The organism is Motilibacter deserti (genome assembly GCF_011250635.1).
GTDB classification, from domain to species: Bacteria; Actinomycetota; Actinomycetes; order Motilibacterales; family Motilibacteraceae; genus Motilibacter_A; species Motilibacter_A deserti.
The window spans coordinates 1-15,951 of record NZ_JAANNP010000018.1; the positions used below are offsets into that span (position 1 = coordinate 1).

The following is a 15,951-nucleotide window of genomic DNA, read 5'->3' on the forward strand; positions in this document are numbered from 1 at the left end:
GCGCCGGCGCCCTCGGCGCCGCCGGCCTGGCCCTCACCGCGACGCCGCTGACGGCGTTCCACTCCCCGTCGCCCCCACCCACCCCGCGGTGATCATGCACATGTGGCGAGTTGTCCCCAGGCCCAAGGCTTGTGGGCAACTCGCCATATGTGCATGATCACCGCGGGAGTGGAGGTCAGAGGCGGCGCGAGGCGTCGGGGTCGGTCCCGCTCATGCCGCCGCGCGTGGTGACGTCGGCCTCGCGGCCGGCGTCGAGGTCGATGCGCTCCTTGCGCACGTCCCCGGTCACCGTCTCCTCGTGCGTCTCGGCCTCGGTCTCGAGCCGCACGCGCTCGACCGGGACCGTCTCGGTGGACACGACCGGGCGCTCGGCGTGCAGCGTCACCTCGTGCTCGGCCTCGGAGATCGCCGGGCCGCTCGTCGCCCGGTCGTAGTTCTCGTCCGTGACGGGCTCGCTGACGAGCCGCGCCTTCTCCTCCGTGACCGGCACAGTCACCTGCTGCTGCTCGGTCTCGACCCACTTGCGCAGCCGCGCGCGCCCCGTGCTCACCGTCTCGGTGTCGGCGCGCAGCCGCTCCTCCGACCGCGTCATCGCGTCGTCCGTCGCCCCGGCTCGACCTGCACCGGACATCGCCGAACCGGACATCGCCGAATCGGACATCGCCGAACCCGACATCGCCGAACCGGACATCGCCGAGTCCGTCGCCGCCATGTCCGTACGCGTCATGTCACCGCGTGCCATGTCGTCCCGGGTCATGTCCTCGTCCGCCGCCACGCCCGAGTAGCCCTGGAACGAGGTGTCCCGGTCGCTGCCGACCCCCGCCGCCGCGTCGTCGCGGGCGCCCGCACCGATGCCGGCCATACCGCCCGTCATACCGCCGGCCGTGCCGCCCGTCATGCCCTCGGAGGTGGCGTCGGACCTGGGCATCCCGTAGTAGCGGTAGAGCTCGGCCTCCTGGTCCTCGGAGAGGTGCCCCTCCTGCGGGTCGACGCTCGGCGCGTCCTTCACCGTCGTCTTGTCGAACGGCACGTGGACGTCGCCGCCCTGCAGGTCCGCCTCGGCGAGCGGTACGAAGCTCTCGTGCGTGCCGAACAGCCCGGTGTGCACGGTGGCCCACTCCGGGCGCCCGGTCATGTCGTCGACGAAGACCTGGCCGATCTTGCCGATCTTGCCGCCGTCGGACCCGTAGAGCGTGCCGCCGAGCATGCTGCCCGCCTGCTCCTGAGTGATCATCTTCTCTCGCCCCTCCGTCGTCGACGCTGTCCTGGCGGGGACCGGGGCGCCGCCCCGCACGGCGCGTTCCCCTTCCTCCCGGTTCCCCGGGCGCCAAGATCAGGAAACGGGCTGCCGACGGCTCGTACGGGCGACACCGGAGGCCTCAGCCGGCGGCCGCCTCCTCCTGTGCCTGCACGGCCGTGATGGCGACGGTGTGGACGATGTCGGGCACCGTGCACCCGCGCGAGAGGTCGTTCACCGGCCGGCGCAGTCCTTGCAGCACCGGGCCGACCGCGATGGCGCCTGCCGCGCGCTGGACGGCCTTGTAGGTCGTGTTGCCGGTGTTGAGGTCCGGGAAGATGAGGACCGTGGCGTGCCCGGACACCGGGTTGCCCGGCAGCTTCGTCGCACCGACGCCCGGGTCCACGGCGGCGTCGTACTGGATCGGCCCGGCCAGCGGCAGGTCGGGCCGCCGCTCTGCGACGAGCTCGGCGGCGCGCCGGACCTTCTCGACGTCGGCACCGCTGCCCGACGTGCCCGTCGAGTAGGACACCAGCGCGACGCGCGGCTCGATGCCGAACGCGACGGCCGTCTGCGCGGTCGACAGGGCGATCTCGGCCAGCTGCTCCGGCCCCGGGTCCGGGTTCACGGCACAGTCGGCGAAGGCGAGCACACGGTCGGACAGGCACATGAGGAACGTGCTCGAGACGAGCGAGACGCCCGGCGCGGTCTTGATGATCTCGAGTGCCGGCCGGATCGTCGCGGCGGTCGTGTGCGCGGCCCCGGAGACCATGCCGTCGACGATCCCGGCGTGCACGAGCAGCGTGCCGAAGTACGACGGGTCCACCACGACGTCGTACGCCGCATCGAGCGTGACGCCCTTGTGCGCGCGGAGGGCGGCGTACGTCTCCGCGAACTCCTTGCGCAGCGGCGATGTCGTCGGGTCGAGCACCTCGACCCCGCGCAGGTCGATGCCGAGCTGGCCGGCGCGTGCGGCGACCGCGTCGGGGTCGCCGAGCAGGGTGATGCGCGCGACGCCGCGGCGCACGATCTCCTCGGCGGCGCGCAGGACCCGGTCGTCGTCGCCCTCGGGCAGCACGATGTGCCGCCGGTCGGAGCGGGCGCGCTCGAGCAGCTGCGCGGAGAACATCAGCGGCGTGACGGCCTCGCTGCGCGTGAGCCGGACGCGGCTGGCCAGCTCGTCGGCGTCGACGTTGTCCGCGAACAGGCCGAGCGCGGCGGCGACCTTGCGCGTGCTGGTCGGGTGGATGTGCCCGCGCAGGCCCTCCAGGGCGTGCAGCGTGCCGTAGGTGTCCGGCTCGGTCATCAGCACCGGGAGCCCCGACGGGCGCAGCAGCTCCTCGATGTGCGGGCTCGGCGTCGCGCCGAGCGTGAGCAGGACCCCGGCCGGCGTGGGCAGTGCGGGGCTGGCGGCCGCCGCGGCAGCGGTGACGATCAGGTCTGTGCGGTCCCCCGCCGTCACCAGGAGCGTGCCGTCGCGCAGCAGCGGCAGCACGGCGTCGACGTGGCCGGAGCCGACGACGAAGGACTCGACCTCGCGCTGCAGGCTCGCGGCGTCCCCGTTGAGGTGCGCGGCGCGCAGCCGGGCGGAGACCTCCTCGACCGTGGGCGCCGACAGGAGCGGGAGCTCGGGCAGCACGTACGTCGGCGCGTCCCCTGCGGACACCCGCTGCTGCTCGCGCAGCACGTCGGCGGTCTCGGGCGCAGCTCGGTTGACGATGGTGGCCACGAGGATGCACCCGTTGTCGCGCAGCACACCGAGAGCCTGCGCGGCGTCGCCGGCGACCTCGTGCGGCCTGCGCCCGAGCGCGGGCACCAGGGTGATCACGGGGGCGCCCAGGTTGGCGGCGAGGACGGCGTTGAGCTCCAGCTCGGTCGACGGCGACGGGCCCGTGTAGTCCGACCCGATGGACAGGACCAGGTCGGCGCGCTCGGCCAGCGCGGCGTAGCGCTCCATGACCCGCTCGACGAGCGGGCCGGTGCCGCCGGCGCTCAAGAGGGCCGCTTCCTCGTACGTCGCGCCCGCCCCGGCCTCGGGCGACTGGGCGAGCGAGTAGCGCGTGCGCAGCAGCTCGGCGATGCCGTCCGGCCGGTCGCCGTCCTCGACGAGCGGCCGGAACACCGCCAGCCGGTCGACGTGGCGCGCCAGCAGCTCGAGCACGCCGAGCGCGACGGCGGCCTTGCCCGAGCGCGGGCCGGTGGACAACAGGTAGAGGCTCTGGGCCACGCGGGTCCTCCTGCGGGTGGATGCCCTCCTATCCTGCGCACTCCGCGCACGCCGCACACCCGCCGGGGTGCGCGCCGTGCGGACGTCCCCCGCAGACGGGAAGAACGTCGCACCGTCGGTCCGACGGTGCGACGCCCTTCCCGCGGTGGCGGCGGTCACGCGATGGTGCCGCCGCCCTGGGTCACTTCGCGGCCGCGGCCGAGGTGACCTTCTTGCCGTCCTCGTCGAGGTCGTAGACGCGCTTGCGGTCGCGGTCGAAGTCCTTCTCGATCACGAAGCCGTCGTGCCACTCGCCGTTGGCCTTGCGGGCCTCGTAGCGCATGGTCTCGCCGTCGACGTCGATGAGCTGGTAGAGCTGGTTGTCCTCCAGCTGCTTGGTCACCTCGGCGCCGTTGCTCGTCCAGTTGACGCCGCCGTTGAGCTCGTACATCTTCTCGCCCGAGACCGAGACGACGTAGACCGTGCCCTGCTGGTTGATGGCGTTCTTGCGGTTCACGGCGAGGTTGCCGCGGGCGTACGAGTGGTCGTGGCCCTGCAGGACCAGGTCCACGTTGTACTTCTCGAAGATCGGCAGCCAGTACTTGCGGACGTTCGGGTTGTTGCGCGTGCCGGTCGTGGAGAACGCCGGGTGGTGGTAGGTGACGACCGCCCACTCGTTCGGGTTGTCGCGCAGGACCTGCTCGAGCCACGCCGCCGTGGCCTCCATGTAGGCGGTGTTGCCCTGGAGGTTGGTGTTGAGGCCGATGAAGCGGACGCCCTGGTAGTCCGTGTAGTACGTGGTCTCGGGCGCCACGGTGTTGAACGCCTCGGGGCCGTTCTTCGGGAACTCGAACTGCTTGTCCCAGTAGCGCGCGAGCTGGCCACCGCTGTACTCGTGGTTGCCGGGGACGCCGAGCTGGTTGATCATGCCGGTGGTGAACCCGCCGGCGTAGAACCACTCGCCCCACTGGGAGTCGCTGTTCGCCGAGTCCACCAGGTCACCGGCGTGGACCACGAGCTGGGCCTCGCTGCGGTCGCGGAAGGCCTGGCGGAACACGCGCGAGGCGTGGTTCTTGATGCCGTTCTGCGCGTCGCCGTAGTAGATGAAGGAGAACGGCTCGGCCGTCGCGGCGGCCGTCTTGAACTGCAGCCACTCGGACCAGTTGACGCCGTCGCCGACGCGGTAGGTGTACATCGTGTCGGGCTCGAGGCCCGTGAACGTCGCCGAGTGGAACACGACCGGGTAGCCCAGGTCGGCCTGGACGGTCGGGCTCTTCGTGGCGGTCAGCCGGGTCGCCGTGAACGACGGGCCGCCGGCCGCCTTGGCGATCTCCGCGAAGCCCGGGTTCTCGGCGTTGTCCGAGCGCCACGAGACGCTCTGCGAGGTCGCCGGCGTCGTCGTCGGGTTCATGACGATGCGGTCCGGGACCGAGATGGCCTTGTAGTACGTGCTGGCCGGGTACGCCGTGGGGGCCGCACCGGTCGCCGTGGTGACCACACCGCCGGCGAGCGCCGCGGCGGCGACGCCGACCGCGGAGACTCGGGCCGCGCGCGAGTTGTAAACCCGCGAGCGCAGGGAGCTGCTGCTCATCAGTGCTCTGGTCCTCTTCGTCTAGGAGAGCGATTGCCGCGAGTGCGGCGCGCCCAGTCCTAGGCGGAGGCCGTGAACGGAAGGCCACGTGCGAACAGACGTACGGTGAACGGCGCTTCGGGGGATGGTGACGGCGGGCCGGACATGCGACGTTAACCCTGGCGCCACTTCCTCGACAGGACAGGGCTTCCCGTCGTTCGCACCCGACGTCCACCGTGGCGCTGCCAACAGCGAGGCGGCCATCAGCTTGCCTCGTGCAACCTGTTCGGGCAACCCCTGGCCTGTTGCAACTTCTTCGCAATAAGCGTAGGACAAGGAGAGAGCGGATGCCAGCCCGCCATCCCGTACGCCGCCTCGGCCTCTGCGCCGCGGCCGCGGCCGGCCTGGTCGTGGGCGTTCCCGCCGTCGCGTCCGCACACCCCTTCGGCCCGCCGCTCACCGCAAAGCTGAGCGCGCAGGGCAGCTCGGTCGAGCTCGAGCTGCACGCCGAGCCCGACGACTGGATGGCGATCGGCCAGCTGGTGCACGCGTTCGACGACGTCTCCGGCGACACCTCGACCACCGGCGAGCAGCGGCTCGTCACTTCGCCGAAGTTTGCTGCGTACGTCTTGGACAACGTGCGGGTCCGGCAGCACGGCGTGGACTGCACCGGCACGGTGGAACCGCGCCCGAGCCTGCTGAAGGACGGCATCGTCGTCGTCGCGGACTGCCCCGCCGACGTGGAGACGGTCACGGTGGACATCACCACGCTGCACGACGTGCACGAGAACTACCGCACCGTCGCCTCGGGCGACGGGGTGCCGCAGACCCTCTTCACGAGCACCGACTCCTCCCACGACGTCGCCTTCACCGGCGGCTCGTCGGCACCGCTGCCCGGCCTGCTGACGGCGGGCGGGATCCTCGCCGTCGGGGCGGTCGGGGCCGTGGCCCTCCCCCTGCTCCGCCGGCGTACCCGAGAGGCTTCCCGTGCCTGACCTGACTGCGCTCGACGACCGCCTGGTGCGGCTGTTCGACAGCCCCGGGACGCTCTGGGTGGTGCTCGCGATCGCCCTCGGCGTCGGCGCGTTGCACGCGGTGGCTCCCGGCCACGGCAAGAGCATCACGGCGGCGTACCTCGTCGGGTCGGCCGGCGGCTACCGGCACGCGGCGGCCCTCGGCGCGATCGTCGCGGCGATGCACACCGCCTCCGTGCTCGCCCTCGCGGTCGGCTGGGTCGCGCTGTCGGAGGGCACGTCGGTCGGGACCCTCGAGCTGACCTCGTGGCTGCAGGTGGCCGCGGGCGTCGTGTTCGTCGCGGTCGGCGGCTTCCTGGTCCGCCACCGGTTCCGGGCCCGCCGCCGGCCGGGCACCGGCCACACCCACGACTCTGGCCATCCCCACCCTCACGGCCACTCCCACGACCACCCGCACGAGTCCGGCCACACCCACGACCACGGCCCCCACGGCCACTCCCACACCCCTGCGGCCGGCACGGTCCCGTGGTCGCGCAAGGGGCTGGTGGCGCTCGGCCTGTCCGGCGGGCTGCTGCCGTCGCCGTCGGCGTTCATGGTCCTGGTCAGCGGGATCCTGGCCAACCGCGTCCCCTACGCGATGACGCTCATCCTCGCCTTCGGCGTGGGGATGGCGCTCACCCTCACCGCCGTCGGAGCGGCGAGCATCCGCGGCTCGGCGCTGCTGCAGCAGGCCGGGCGCTCGGGCGGCCTGGCGGCGGCGCTGGCCGTACGCCTGCCCTCGCTCGCGGCGCTGGGCGTGCTGCTCGGTGGCTGCGTCTACCTCGTCCGCGCCACCGCGGCGGTGGCGGCATGAGGCGGGCGGCCAAGGCTCCGGCCCTGCTCGGCGCGCTCGCCGGCCTGCTCCTGGCCGGCTGCACGGTGGTCGGCGCCGACGCGGACCTGGCGAGCGGCCAGGGCGACATCAAGGGCGCCGGCTGGATCGACCCCCGGTGGTCGGACGCGCGCAAGATCGTGCAGATGTTCCACAACGGCGGGGCGCCGGTCGAGCTGGCGAAGGAGTACGACGCCGACGACGACCCCGACGGGCTGCTGGGCGAGCCGGGGGGCTACGAGTCGAAGGCGGCGTACCGCGACACGCGGGTGCCCGACGACGAGGACCCCGTCGCGGCGGGCGGGGCGGTCGAGGTCTTCGAGCTGGACGCCGACGCGCAGCGGCGGCTGGACGAGCTCGCGGCCAGGCAGGCGGCCGGCGAGCTGCGCCGGGAGCACCACTTCCTCCACGGGCGGGTGGTGATCCGCGTCTCCGGGAGCCTCGACGAGTACGCGGCCATCGAGCTCGAGACGAACCTCGGGGACTGACCTGCGCGGCCGGCCGGGACACGGGCCGACAGCTGGCTCCACGGGGGCGTTCGAGTTCGCGTAGCGTATGCGCCTACGGCAGGCCTGCCCTTCGAGAGGTGTCATGCACGGGGACTTCGTGGGTCGACGCCTGTGACGACCTACGAGCCCGTCTACGGCCCGGTCGACCTCACGACGTGCGACCGCGAGCCGATCCACATCCCCGGGTCGATCCAGCCGCACGGCCTGCTGATGGCGGTCGACGAGGCGACGCGGACCACGGTCGTCGTGTCGGAGAACGTCCGGGCCCTGGCCGGCATCGACGCCGCCGACGTAGTGGGCGCCCGGCCGGCCACCGTGCTCGGCGACACGCTCTCCCCCGTCCTGCGCCGCCGCGCGAGCGCGGAGGACCTCATGGAGCCGATCCGGGTCCGGATGCCCGCGGGCCCCGGGTCGCTCGCCGGCACCGAGGTCGACATCGTCATGCACCGCTCCGACGGGCTGGTCGTTGTCGAGCTCGAGCCGGCGGACGCGACGAGCGGGGTCTCGGCGGTGTCCTACCGCGCGGCGCGCGCCGCGATGACCCGGCTGACGGAGACGTCGAGCCTGCCCGAGCTGTGCGACGCGCTCGCCCGCGAGATCCGGTCGCTGACCGGCTTCGACCGCGTGATGGTCTACCGGTTCGACGCGGAGTGGAACGGCGAGGTCGTCGCCGAGGACAAGCGCGACGACCTGAACGCGTTCCTCGGCCTGCACTACCCGGCGACGGACATCCCCGTCCAGGCCCGCGCGCTCTACACCGTCAACTGGACGCGGCTCATCGCGGACGTGGGCTACCGCCCCGTCCCGCTGGTCTCCTCGCGCAGCGAGCCGCTCGACCTCTCGCACGCGGTGCTGCGCAGCGTCTCCCCGATCCACATCGAGTACCTCACCAACATGGGCGTCACGGCGTCGATGTCGGTCTCGCTGCTGCAGGACGGGCAGCTGTGGGGGCTCGTCGCGTGCCACCACTACTCCGGCCCGCACCGCCCGTCCTACGACGCCCGGTCCGCGGCGGAGTTCCTTGGCCAGACCGCCTCGCGGCTGATCGCCGAGCGCCGGCGCGCGGACGACAGCGTCATGGCGATGATCGCGCAGGCCCGGCTGACGCACATCGCGTCGGCGCTCGCCCGCGACACCCGGGCGCCGCTCGAGGCCCTGGCCCACGCCCGCGAGCTGCTCCTCGGGCTCGTCGAGGCCGACGGCGCCGCGCTCACCACACCTGACGGGCTGCTGCTCGTCGGCGAGACGCCGGACGTCGACGCCGTCGCGCAGATCGCGCGCATCCTGGCCCGGCACGACCCGGCGCTCGCCTCGACGGACAACGTGCCGTCGCTGCACCCGGATCTCGAGCGGGCCAGCGAGCGTGCGGCCGGCGCGCTGCGGGTCGGGCTCGGCCCCGACGAGTGGGTGCTCTTCACGCGGGTGCAGCAGGAGCGCGTGGTCGACTGGGGCGGCGACCCCCACAACAAGGCGCTCGCCGCGGCCGAGGGGCCGGACGTCCGGCTCAGCCCGCGCAAGTCGTTCGACAAGTGGCGCGAGGTGGTCCGCGGCCGGAGCCTGCCGTGGGAGCGCTGGCAGCTCGACGCGGCGGACGGGCTGCGCACCCACATCGCCAGTGCGATCGTCCGCCGGTCGCGCGAGCAGATCGTGATGGCCGAGGCGCTGCAGCGGGCGATCATCCTGCACGAGGCGCCCCGCTTCCGTGGGCTCGAGGTCGCCGCCCGCTACGCCCCCGCCCAGGGCGGCCAGCTCGGCGGCGACTGGTGGGACGCGCTGCGGCTGGCCGACGGGCGCATTGCGCTGGTCGTCGGCGACGTGGCGGGGCACGGCGTCGCGGCCGCCGCCGCGATGGCGCAGGTCCGCACCGCGCTGCGCGCCTACCTGCTGGACGGGCACGGGCCGGCCGCGGCGCTGGACCGGCTGGACAACCTGGTCGACGCCCTGCTCGACGGCGAGATGGCGACCGCCGTCGTGGCCGCGGTGGACCCCTCGGCGGGCACCGTCGAGCTCGCCTGCGCGGGCCACCCGCCGCCCGTGCTGGCCCACCCGGAGGGGGCACACGCGCTCGACGTCCCGCCGCGCCCGCCGCTCGGCGTCGGCCTGCTCGGCCGCTCGGCCGCCGTGACCGTTCCCCTCCCGCCGGGCGCGGCCCTCGTGCTCTACTCCGACGGGCTGGTCGAGCGACGCGACGCGTCGGTCTACGACGGCGTGGGCCGCCTCTGCGCCACCGCCTCCGGCGGCCCCGGCGCGGACCTGCACGGGTGGGCCGACACGCTGCTCGCGGCGGGCACCGGCAGCGAGGGTGACGACACGACACTCCTGGTGGCGCGGGCGGGCTTTCACCTCTGACGCCGGTCGTGTCGTTGCGGCATCGGCCATCGCCCTCGGCCGCGACGTCGATGCCTCCCCACGAGGCTCGTCGAGGGGCAGAAGCCCTCGTGGACCTGTCGCGCACCAACAGAAGCCCCGAAGGCGCCCTCAGGGCGAACCCGGGCTTGCACGGGCCATAAGCACCGAGCCCGGCGAATCCCCGAGTCGAACGGCACATCGCGAAGAATGCAGAGGTAGTTCGCCGAGCCGTGGCCTTGCATCGCCGGACGCCCTAAAGTCAGCGGGACGAGGCGCCTGTGGAAGCGCAGGCTGGAGGTGGAGTTCTGTGCCGGCTCACGCCTCCGATCAGGACAACAGGGCGCTCGCTCTCGCAGCAGGCAGAGCCCACCGCGATCGGCCGCGCGCCAAGGCCTTTCTCGTACTCCTGGGCGTCCTGCTCGGCGCAGCCTCGCTCTTCGTGATCGCTCTCGTCGTGCGAGCCGCCCTCGGCGAGCGGGAGTTGAGCTCCCAGCACGAGCGCACACGCCTCGCCGCGCGGGCGATCGACATCCCTGCGGGTTGGGGGCTGGTGGACAGCAGCGACGAGCCGGGCCAGGTGGGCCTCATGCATCAGGACCCGAGGCTGACGCGGCTCTACGAGGCGCCGGGGACGATCGACCGTCTGCAGGTCCAGGTGCAGCGCGTACTGGACCGAGCTGGTGTGGACGTGCCCACGGCCGGGTGGACGCCGGACTCGATCCCGCTGAGTCCCGGGGGCCCTGCGCCTTCGCGAAGCCTGATCGGCGCTCGTGACGAGGTGGAAGTCCGGGTGACGGTGGGCAACGGCCGGGTAGATGAGCCCGGGCTCAAGGACTTCACGACGGCTCCCGGATCCTCCTACGTCCTGATACGGCTGCAGCCGCTGAGCATCAGGTCTCACCAAGCCCTGTCCCGCTAGTCGCCCGTGCCGACGCGGCCTTGCGGCTGCCGTTCAGGTCTAGACGTCCTCGCCCCTCAGACGATCGGCGGGCGGCCCGCGCGCGTCATGCGCCAGGCCGTCGCCCAGTGCATCGGCCGCCGGTCGACGACCGGCTCGCGGAAGCCCTCGAGGTAGCCGCGCAGCACCTCGCGCAGCTCTGGGAAGGAGCGCAGCCGCACGAGCGTGAGCAGCGACCACGTCCCGAGGTACGCGACGGCGAGCGGCGCGGGCAGGTTGCGCCGCGCGATCCACACCCGGTTGCGGACGCTGTAGCGGGTGAAGCCGGGATGGCGGCCGGGGCCGACGCGCGCCGAGTGGTAGGCGATGAGGTCGCCGTCGTAGCGGACGGAGAAGCCCGCGTCCCAGGTGCGCCAGGCGAAGTCGATGCCCTCGTGCATGTAGTAGAACGCCTCGGGCCATCCGCCGGAGCGGTCGAAGGCCTCGCGGCGGCACATGACCGCGCCCTCCCAGACGGCGCAGACATCGCTGCTGCGGTCCTCGTCCCCGACGCGCAGCCGCGGGATCCACCGCCGGGGCGTGGGCAGCCCGTCCGGGTCGACGGGGTGGAACTGCACCAGGCCGAGCCCGGGGTCGGCCTCGAACCGCGCGACCGCCTCGGCGAGCGTCCCGCTGTCGGGCAGGCTGGCGTCGTCGTCGAGGAACACGACGAGCTCGCCCTCGACCGCACGCCCGCCGGCGTTGCGCCCCGCGGGGATGCCGAGGTTGCGCGGCAGGGCCAGTGTGCGGACCTCGGGCGGGAGCCCGTCGGGCTCCCAGCCGTTGCCGACGACGAGGACGTCGAGGCGTACGCCGGTCTGGCGCAGCAGCGACTCCACGGCCTCCTTGAGCTCCAGCGGCCGCTTGCCCTGGGTGAGGACGACGCACCCGATCAGCGGGCCCATCACGCCGCCCGCAGCCGGGAGGAGCGCAGCACGCTCAGCAGGTGCCCCGCGGCGGTGAGCACGGCGAGCGGGCCGAGGACGGCGACGAGCACCCGGGTGCCGGGAATGCCGTCGGCGAACGCATCGACGAGCGCGGCGGCGAGCGCCAGGAAGCTCAGCTCCACGGCGATGAAGGCGCGGAAGAACGGCGCGAAGCGCAGCGCCCGGCGCAGCGAGAGCGAGCGGCCACGCAGCGTCGACCCCTTGTCCTCGAGGAGCGGGAGCCGGGCGTAGGCGCGCGCGACGTGCACCAGGTCCGTCTCGGACTTGTTGAGCAGCACGAGCACCGCGATCGCCAGTCCCCACATCGTCCAGCCGTCCAGCGACCCCCAGCCGCCGGCCGCCCGCACGCCCAGCGCCGCGGCCATCGCCGCCTCGGTGGTGTAGTGCCCGATGCGGTCGAGGTAGACGCCTGTGGCCGAGGAGATGCCGCGCCAGCGCGCGACCTCGCCGTCGCTGCAGTCGAAGAGCAGCTGGGACTGGATCAGCACGACGGCCGCGAGCGCGGCCCACACGCCGGGCAGCGTGAGCGCCAGTGCGGCCAGCCAGCCGCTGACGATCATCAGCCAGGTGACCTGGTCGGGCGTAATGCGGGTGACGACGAGCCGCTGGGTGACGTGCAGCGACACCCGGCGCATGTAGAGCCGGCCGGCCCAGTGCTCGGCGTTGACGCGGCCGACCAGCGACTCCGGCTGGCAGGTGGCGCGCAGCTCAGTCAGCGAAGGCGTCGACAAAGTCGGCGACCGCCTTCCGGATGTCGTCGCCGTCCATCGCCAGGTGCTCGAGGACGGTGTAGCGGTCCGGCCGCGTGGAGGGAGCGAGCTCGACCGCGCGGGCGAACCCCTCCTTGCTGATGCCGATATCGGACGGGACGCGCGGCAGGCCGTGCCGTCGGAAGCACGCGTCGACCTGCGCGGTGCGCGGGTCGTCGCGCAGGAACAGGGCGAACAGCGCGCCGAGCCCGGCCTGCTCGCCGTGCGTGCCCTCCCCGAGCTGTAGCTGGTCCAGGGCGTGGCTGATCTCGTGGCAGCCGCCGCTGCACGGCCGGCTGCTGCCCGCGAACGTCATCGCCAGCCCGCTGAGGACGAGCGACTCGGCCAGCGAGTGCAGGAAGCCCTCCGAGTCGAGCCCGCCGGGATGGTGCAGGACCGCTTCACCGGCGTTGCGGGCGAGCATGGCGGCCAGCCCGTCGACCTGCTCGCCGCGGACGTCGCGGGCGAGCTCCCAGTCGGCACAGGCCGACAGGTTGCTGACCGCCTCGCCGACGCCGGAGCGGCGCAGCCGCAGCGGGCTGCGCCGGACGTAGTCGAGGTCGACGACGACGGCGATGGGCATCTGCACGCCGATCGAGGCCTTGCGCCCGGCCTGCGAGAGCGACGCGACGGGGCTGGCGAGCCCGTCGTGGGCGAGGCTGGTGGCGACGGCGACCATCGGCAGGCCGGCCATCGTCGCGGCGTACTTCGCGACGTCGAGGGTGCGCCCGCCCCCGATGCCGACGAGGGCGTCGTAGGACGAGCCGCCCGAGGAGCGCCGGACCTGCTCGACCAGCCGCCACGCCTCGTCGACGGTGCCGTCGGTGACCACGAAGGTGTCGCAGGCCGACAGCGTCGACTCGAGCGCGGCGGCGACCTCCTCGCCGATGCCGGGGCCGACTGCGACCGCGACGCGCCCGCCGGAGGAGATCCGGCGGTCGCTCAGCAGCGGGGCGAGGCCCGCCACGGCGCCGCTGCCGATGTCGACGCTGACCGGCGCCCCCAACATCCTGGCCAGAATCGGCACCCGGTCCCGCCTTCCGCTCTGCCCCTGGGCAGGGCCGATACCGCGTGAGCTACAAATGAAACAACGTCCGGTGGACCAGGGACGTCACCAGGGTTAACGCTAGGTTTCAGCGCGCAGTCTACCGGAGCGGGCACCCCCTCCCTCTAGGCTGCGACGGGCGGACGACGTACCCCGTCAGCCGCTTCCGAACCGTGCACGACGCGCTCCGGCCCCGGCCGGCCGAGGAGGCTCCCACCCGATGTCGGTCAAGGTCAGCGTCGTGGTGCCCGTCTACAACCCGGGCAGCCACATCGACGACTGCATCCGGTCGCTGCTGGAGCAGTCGCTGCCGACCGACGAGTACGAGGCGATCTTCGTCGACGACGGGTCGACGGACGAGACGCCCGCACGCCTCGACGCCCTCGCGGCCGAGCACGACCACGTCCGGGTCTTCCACATCCCGAACTCCGGGTGGCCCGGCCGCCCGCGCAACGTCGGCATCGACAACGCGCGCGGGGAGTTCGTCTACTTCGTCGACAACGACGACTGGCTGGGCCCGGAGGCGTTGGAGCGGCTCTACGCGTACGCCGTCGAGCACGGCTCCGACGTCGTCATCGGCAAGCTGGTCGGCCACCGACGCGGCATTCCCAAAGAGATCTTCAGGCGTTCGAAGCCGAAGGCCGTCCTCGGCCAGGACCCGCTGCTCACGCTTCTGACGCCGCACAAGCTCTTCCGCAAGGCGATGCTCGACAAGCACGAGATCCGGTTCCCCGAAGGGCGGCGCCGGCTCGAGGACCACCTGTTCGTGATGAAGGCCTACTTCGCCGCGGACACCATCTCGATCCTCGCCGACTACCCCGTCTATCACTGGGTCCGGCGCGACGACGACACCAACGCCTCGGTCAACCGCTTCGACCCGAAGGGCTACTTCGACAACGTCCGGGAGGTCCTCGACGTCGTCGTGGCCAACACCGAGCCGGGCGACCTGCGCGACAAGCTGCTGGCGCACTGGTACACCGGCAAGTCGCTCGGCCGGCTCGGGGCGGGCACGCTGCTCGGCTACCCGCCGGACTACCGCCGTGAGCTCTACGACGCGATCCGCGGCCTCGCGCTCGAGCGCTTCGCGCCCTCGGTCGACCGGTTCCTCCCGCCCAGCTTCCGGCCGCGCTCGGTGCTGCTGCGGGCGGGCTCGCTCGCGGGCCTGGAGGCGCTCGCCGGCGCGGAGCGCGGGCTAACGATCGAGCCCACGACGTCCGAGGTCGCCTGGGACGGGGACGTGCTGCAGGTGAGGGCCTCGGCCCGGCTCGTGTACGCCGACGGCCGGCCTGTCGTGTTCGTACGCCGCGAGGGCCGGCTGCTCTGGGAGCTGCCCGTGCGCCTCGACGTGCCCGTACCCGACGACGCGCTCGACATGACCTCCGCGCTCGCCGCCGCACGCGCGGACGTGCTCGTGCGCTCCCGCGAGCTGCGCGACGACTACTTCGTCCCGGGGGCCTGGACGGCCTCCCTCGAGGAGATCGACGCCGACCGGGTCTCGCTCGTGGTCGCCGTCGAGGCGCGGCTTGACGCGCAGACGGCGGCCGCCGGAGCGCCCTTGGCCAAGGGGACCTGGGACGTCCTGGTGCGAGTCGCCGCCTGCGGCTGGGGCCCGGGGGCCCGGCTGAGCGCGGCGTCCGCGCCCGGGCTCGGCGCGCTCGAGGTCGGCGAGTCCGGGCCGGACCGGCGGCCGGTGTCGCCCTACTGGACGGTCAACGGCAACCTCAGCATCGCGGTCGGCACCCGGCGTGCACCCGCCCCGCCCCCGCCGCCGTCCGCGCCGGCCCCCCGCCCGCTGCCGGCCCCTCCCGCCCGCGGGCGCGCAGCCTGGCTCCCCGCCCCGGTCCGGCGACGGCTGCGCGGGCTCGCGCGACGACTGGGCTGACCTCCCGTGGACGGCGGCCTGCAGCGCGCGGTGTGGGAGCCGCTGCGCGCGCTACGCCGCCGGGTCGCGGGCCCACGGGCGGACCGCGACCGGGTCGACCTGCTGCGCGGCCTGCCGGGCCTCGGCTGTCTCCCCGATGCCGAGCTCGAACGGCTCGCCCTGCTCCTGCAGCCGCACGTGGTGCACGGCGGCGAGGACGTGATCCGGCAGGGCGAGCCCGGCAGCGCGTACTGGATCGTGTCCGAGGGCGCGGTCGACGTGCTGATCGACGGCGAGGTCGTGTCCACGCTCGGCCCGGGCTGGGGGTTCGGCGACCTCGCGCTGCGTGGCGGCATCCCGCGCAGCGCGACCGTGACCGCCCACGGGCCGGCGACGCTCTACGCCCTCGACGGCGAGCACTACCTCGCCGCGCTCGGGGAGGACGCGCAGGGCTGACGCCGCCGACGGCACGGACCGACGACTGCGAGCAGCTGCTCGGATCGGCTGGGAGCCGGGCGAGCTCGCGCCCCCGGAATCGACATCCGTAGGACGCGATCCGGCCGATCGGCCGGAGTTCTTCGACATCCTGTAGTTCCGCCGGGAACTTGCCCCGCAAAAGCGCGCATTCGGTCTGGACCGGCGCACAGCGGTCGGTCCAGGGTGTGGGACGACGCCCAGACCGCCTTCGTCGAGGAG

General features: G+C 73.3%; 13 protein-coding genes. 7 read left to right on the top strand and 6 right to left on the bottom strand.

Going from position 1 to position 15,951, the window contains the following annotated elements; all coding sequences use genetic code 11:
• Nucleotides 1-175: 175 nt before the first annotated feature.
• The 3 genes from G9H71_RS15275 to G9H71_RS15285 all read right to left on the bottom strand — a co-directional run bounded on the left by G9H71_RS15275 (nucleotide 176) and on the right by G9H71_RS15285 (nucleotide 5,034).
• Complete coding sequence (locus tag G9H71_RS15275; protein WP_166283357.1) at nucleotides 176-1,234, bottom strand: DUF2382 domain-containing protein; 1,059 nt, start codon at nucleotides 1,232-1,234, stop codon at nucleotides 176-178.
• A 145-nt stretch (nucleotides 1,235-1,379) separates the two neighbouring features.
• Complete coding sequence (gene pta, locus G9H71_RS15280; protein WP_166283359.1) at nucleotides 1,380-3,464, bottom strand: phosphate acetyltransferase; 2,085 nt, start codon at nucleotides 3,462-3,464, stop codon at nucleotides 1,380-1,382.
• Nucleotides 3,465-3,645: 181 nt separating this feature from the next.
• Nucleotides 3,646-5,034: a purple acid phosphatase family protein gene (locus tag G9H71_RS15285; RefSeq protein ID WP_166283361.1), complete on the bottom strand. Its 1,389-nt coding sequence runs from the start codon at nucleotides 5,032-5,034 to the stop codon at nucleotides 3,646-3,648.
• A 326-nt stretch (nucleotides 5,035-5,360) separates the two neighbouring features.
• Between G9H71_RS15285 and G9H71_RS15290 the strand changes: the two genes are divergently transcribed.
• The 5 genes from G9H71_RS15290 (at nucleotide 5,361) to G9H71_RS15310 (ending at nucleotide 10,635) form a co-directional block, all read left to right on the top strand.
• Nucleotides 5,361-6,008, top strand: a complete 648-nt coding sequence (locus tag G9H71_RS15290; protein ID WP_166283363.1) for a hypothetical protein — start codon at nucleotides 5,361-5,363, stop codon at nucleotides 6,006-6,008.
• Nucleotides 6,001-6,840 (top strand): HoxN/HupN/NixA family nickel/cobalt transporter, encoded by an 840-nt coding sequence (locus G9H71_RS15295; RefSeq protein WP_166283365.1) that lies wholly within the window; start codon nucleotides 6,001-6,003, stop codon nucleotides 6,838-6,840. Before G9H71_RS15290 ends, G9H71_RS15295 begins: the two co-directional genes overlap by 8 nt.
• On the top strand, nucleotides 6,837-7,346 hold the full coding sequence (locus tag G9H71_RS15300) for a hypothetical protein (RefSeq protein WP_166283367.1): 510 nt from the start codon (nucleotides 6,837-6,839) through the stop codon (nucleotides 7,344-7,346). The genes G9H71_RS15295 and G9H71_RS15300 overlap by 4 nt, the downstream gene beginning before the upstream one ends.
• A 132-nt stretch (nucleotides 7,347-7,478) precedes the next feature.
• On the top strand, nucleotides 7,479-9,716 hold the full coding sequence (locus tag G9H71_RS15305; RefSeq protein ID WP_331273033.1) for a SpoIIE family protein phosphatase: 2,238 nt from the start codon (nucleotides 7,479-7,481) through the stop codon (nucleotides 9,714-9,716).
• Nucleotides 9,717-10,155: 439 nt separating this feature from the next.
• Entirely contained in the window at nucleotides 10,156-10,635 is a 480-nt protein-coding gene (locus tag G9H71_RS15310; RefSeq protein WP_166283369.1) for a hypothetical protein, read from the top strand.
• Nucleotides 10,636-10,691: 56 nt separating this feature from the next.
• Here G9H71_RS15310 and G9H71_RS15315 read toward each other — a convergent pair whose 3' ends face one another.
• The 3 genes from G9H71_RS15315 to G9H71_RS15325 are packed head-to-tail and all read right to left on the bottom strand — an operon-like array spanning nucleotide 10,692 to nucleotide 13,376.
• Nucleotides 10,692-11,558: a glycosyltransferase family 2 protein gene (locus G9H71_RS15315; RefSeq protein ID WP_166283371.1), complete on the bottom strand. Its 867-nt coding sequence runs from the start codon at nucleotides 11,556-11,558 to the stop codon at nucleotides 10,692-10,694.
• Complete coding sequence (locus G9H71_RS15320) at nucleotides 11,558-12,331, bottom strand: CDP-alcohol phosphatidyltransferase family protein (protein ID WP_166283373.1); 774 nt, start codon at nucleotides 12,329-12,331, stop codon at nucleotides 11,558-11,560. The genes G9H71_RS15315 and G9H71_RS15320 overlap by 1 nt, the downstream gene beginning before the upstream one ends.
• On the bottom strand, nucleotides 12,309-13,376 hold the full coding sequence (locus tag G9H71_RS15325) for an iron-containing alcohol dehydrogenase family protein (protein ID WP_166283375.1): 1,068 nt from the start codon (nucleotides 13,374-13,376) through the stop codon (nucleotides 12,309-12,311). The genes G9H71_RS15320 and G9H71_RS15325 overlap by 23 nt, the downstream gene beginning before the upstream one ends.
• A 238-nt stretch (nucleotides 13,377-13,614) precedes the next feature.
• On the opposite strand from G9H71_RS15325, the gene G9H71_RS15330 reads away from it, so the two are divergent.
• Together G9H71_RS15330 and G9H71_RS25190 are read left to right on the top strand one after the other, a co-directional pair.
• The gene (locus G9H71_RS15330) at nucleotides 13,615-15,276 is read left to right on the top strand and encodes a glycosyltransferase family 2 protein (RefSeq protein ID WP_166283377.1); all 1,662 of its coding nucleotides are present in this window, start codon (nucleotides 13,615-13,617) and stop codon (nucleotides 15,274-15,276) included.
• A gap of 6 nt (nucleotides 15,277-15,282) precedes the next feature.
• Entirely contained in the window at nucleotides 15,283-15,711 is a 429-nt protein-coding gene (locus tag G9H71_RS25190; RefSeq protein ID WP_166283379.1) for a cyclic nucleotide-binding domain-containing protein, read from the top strand.
• The last annotated feature ends 240 nt before the right edge of the window (nucleotides 15,712-15,951 follow it).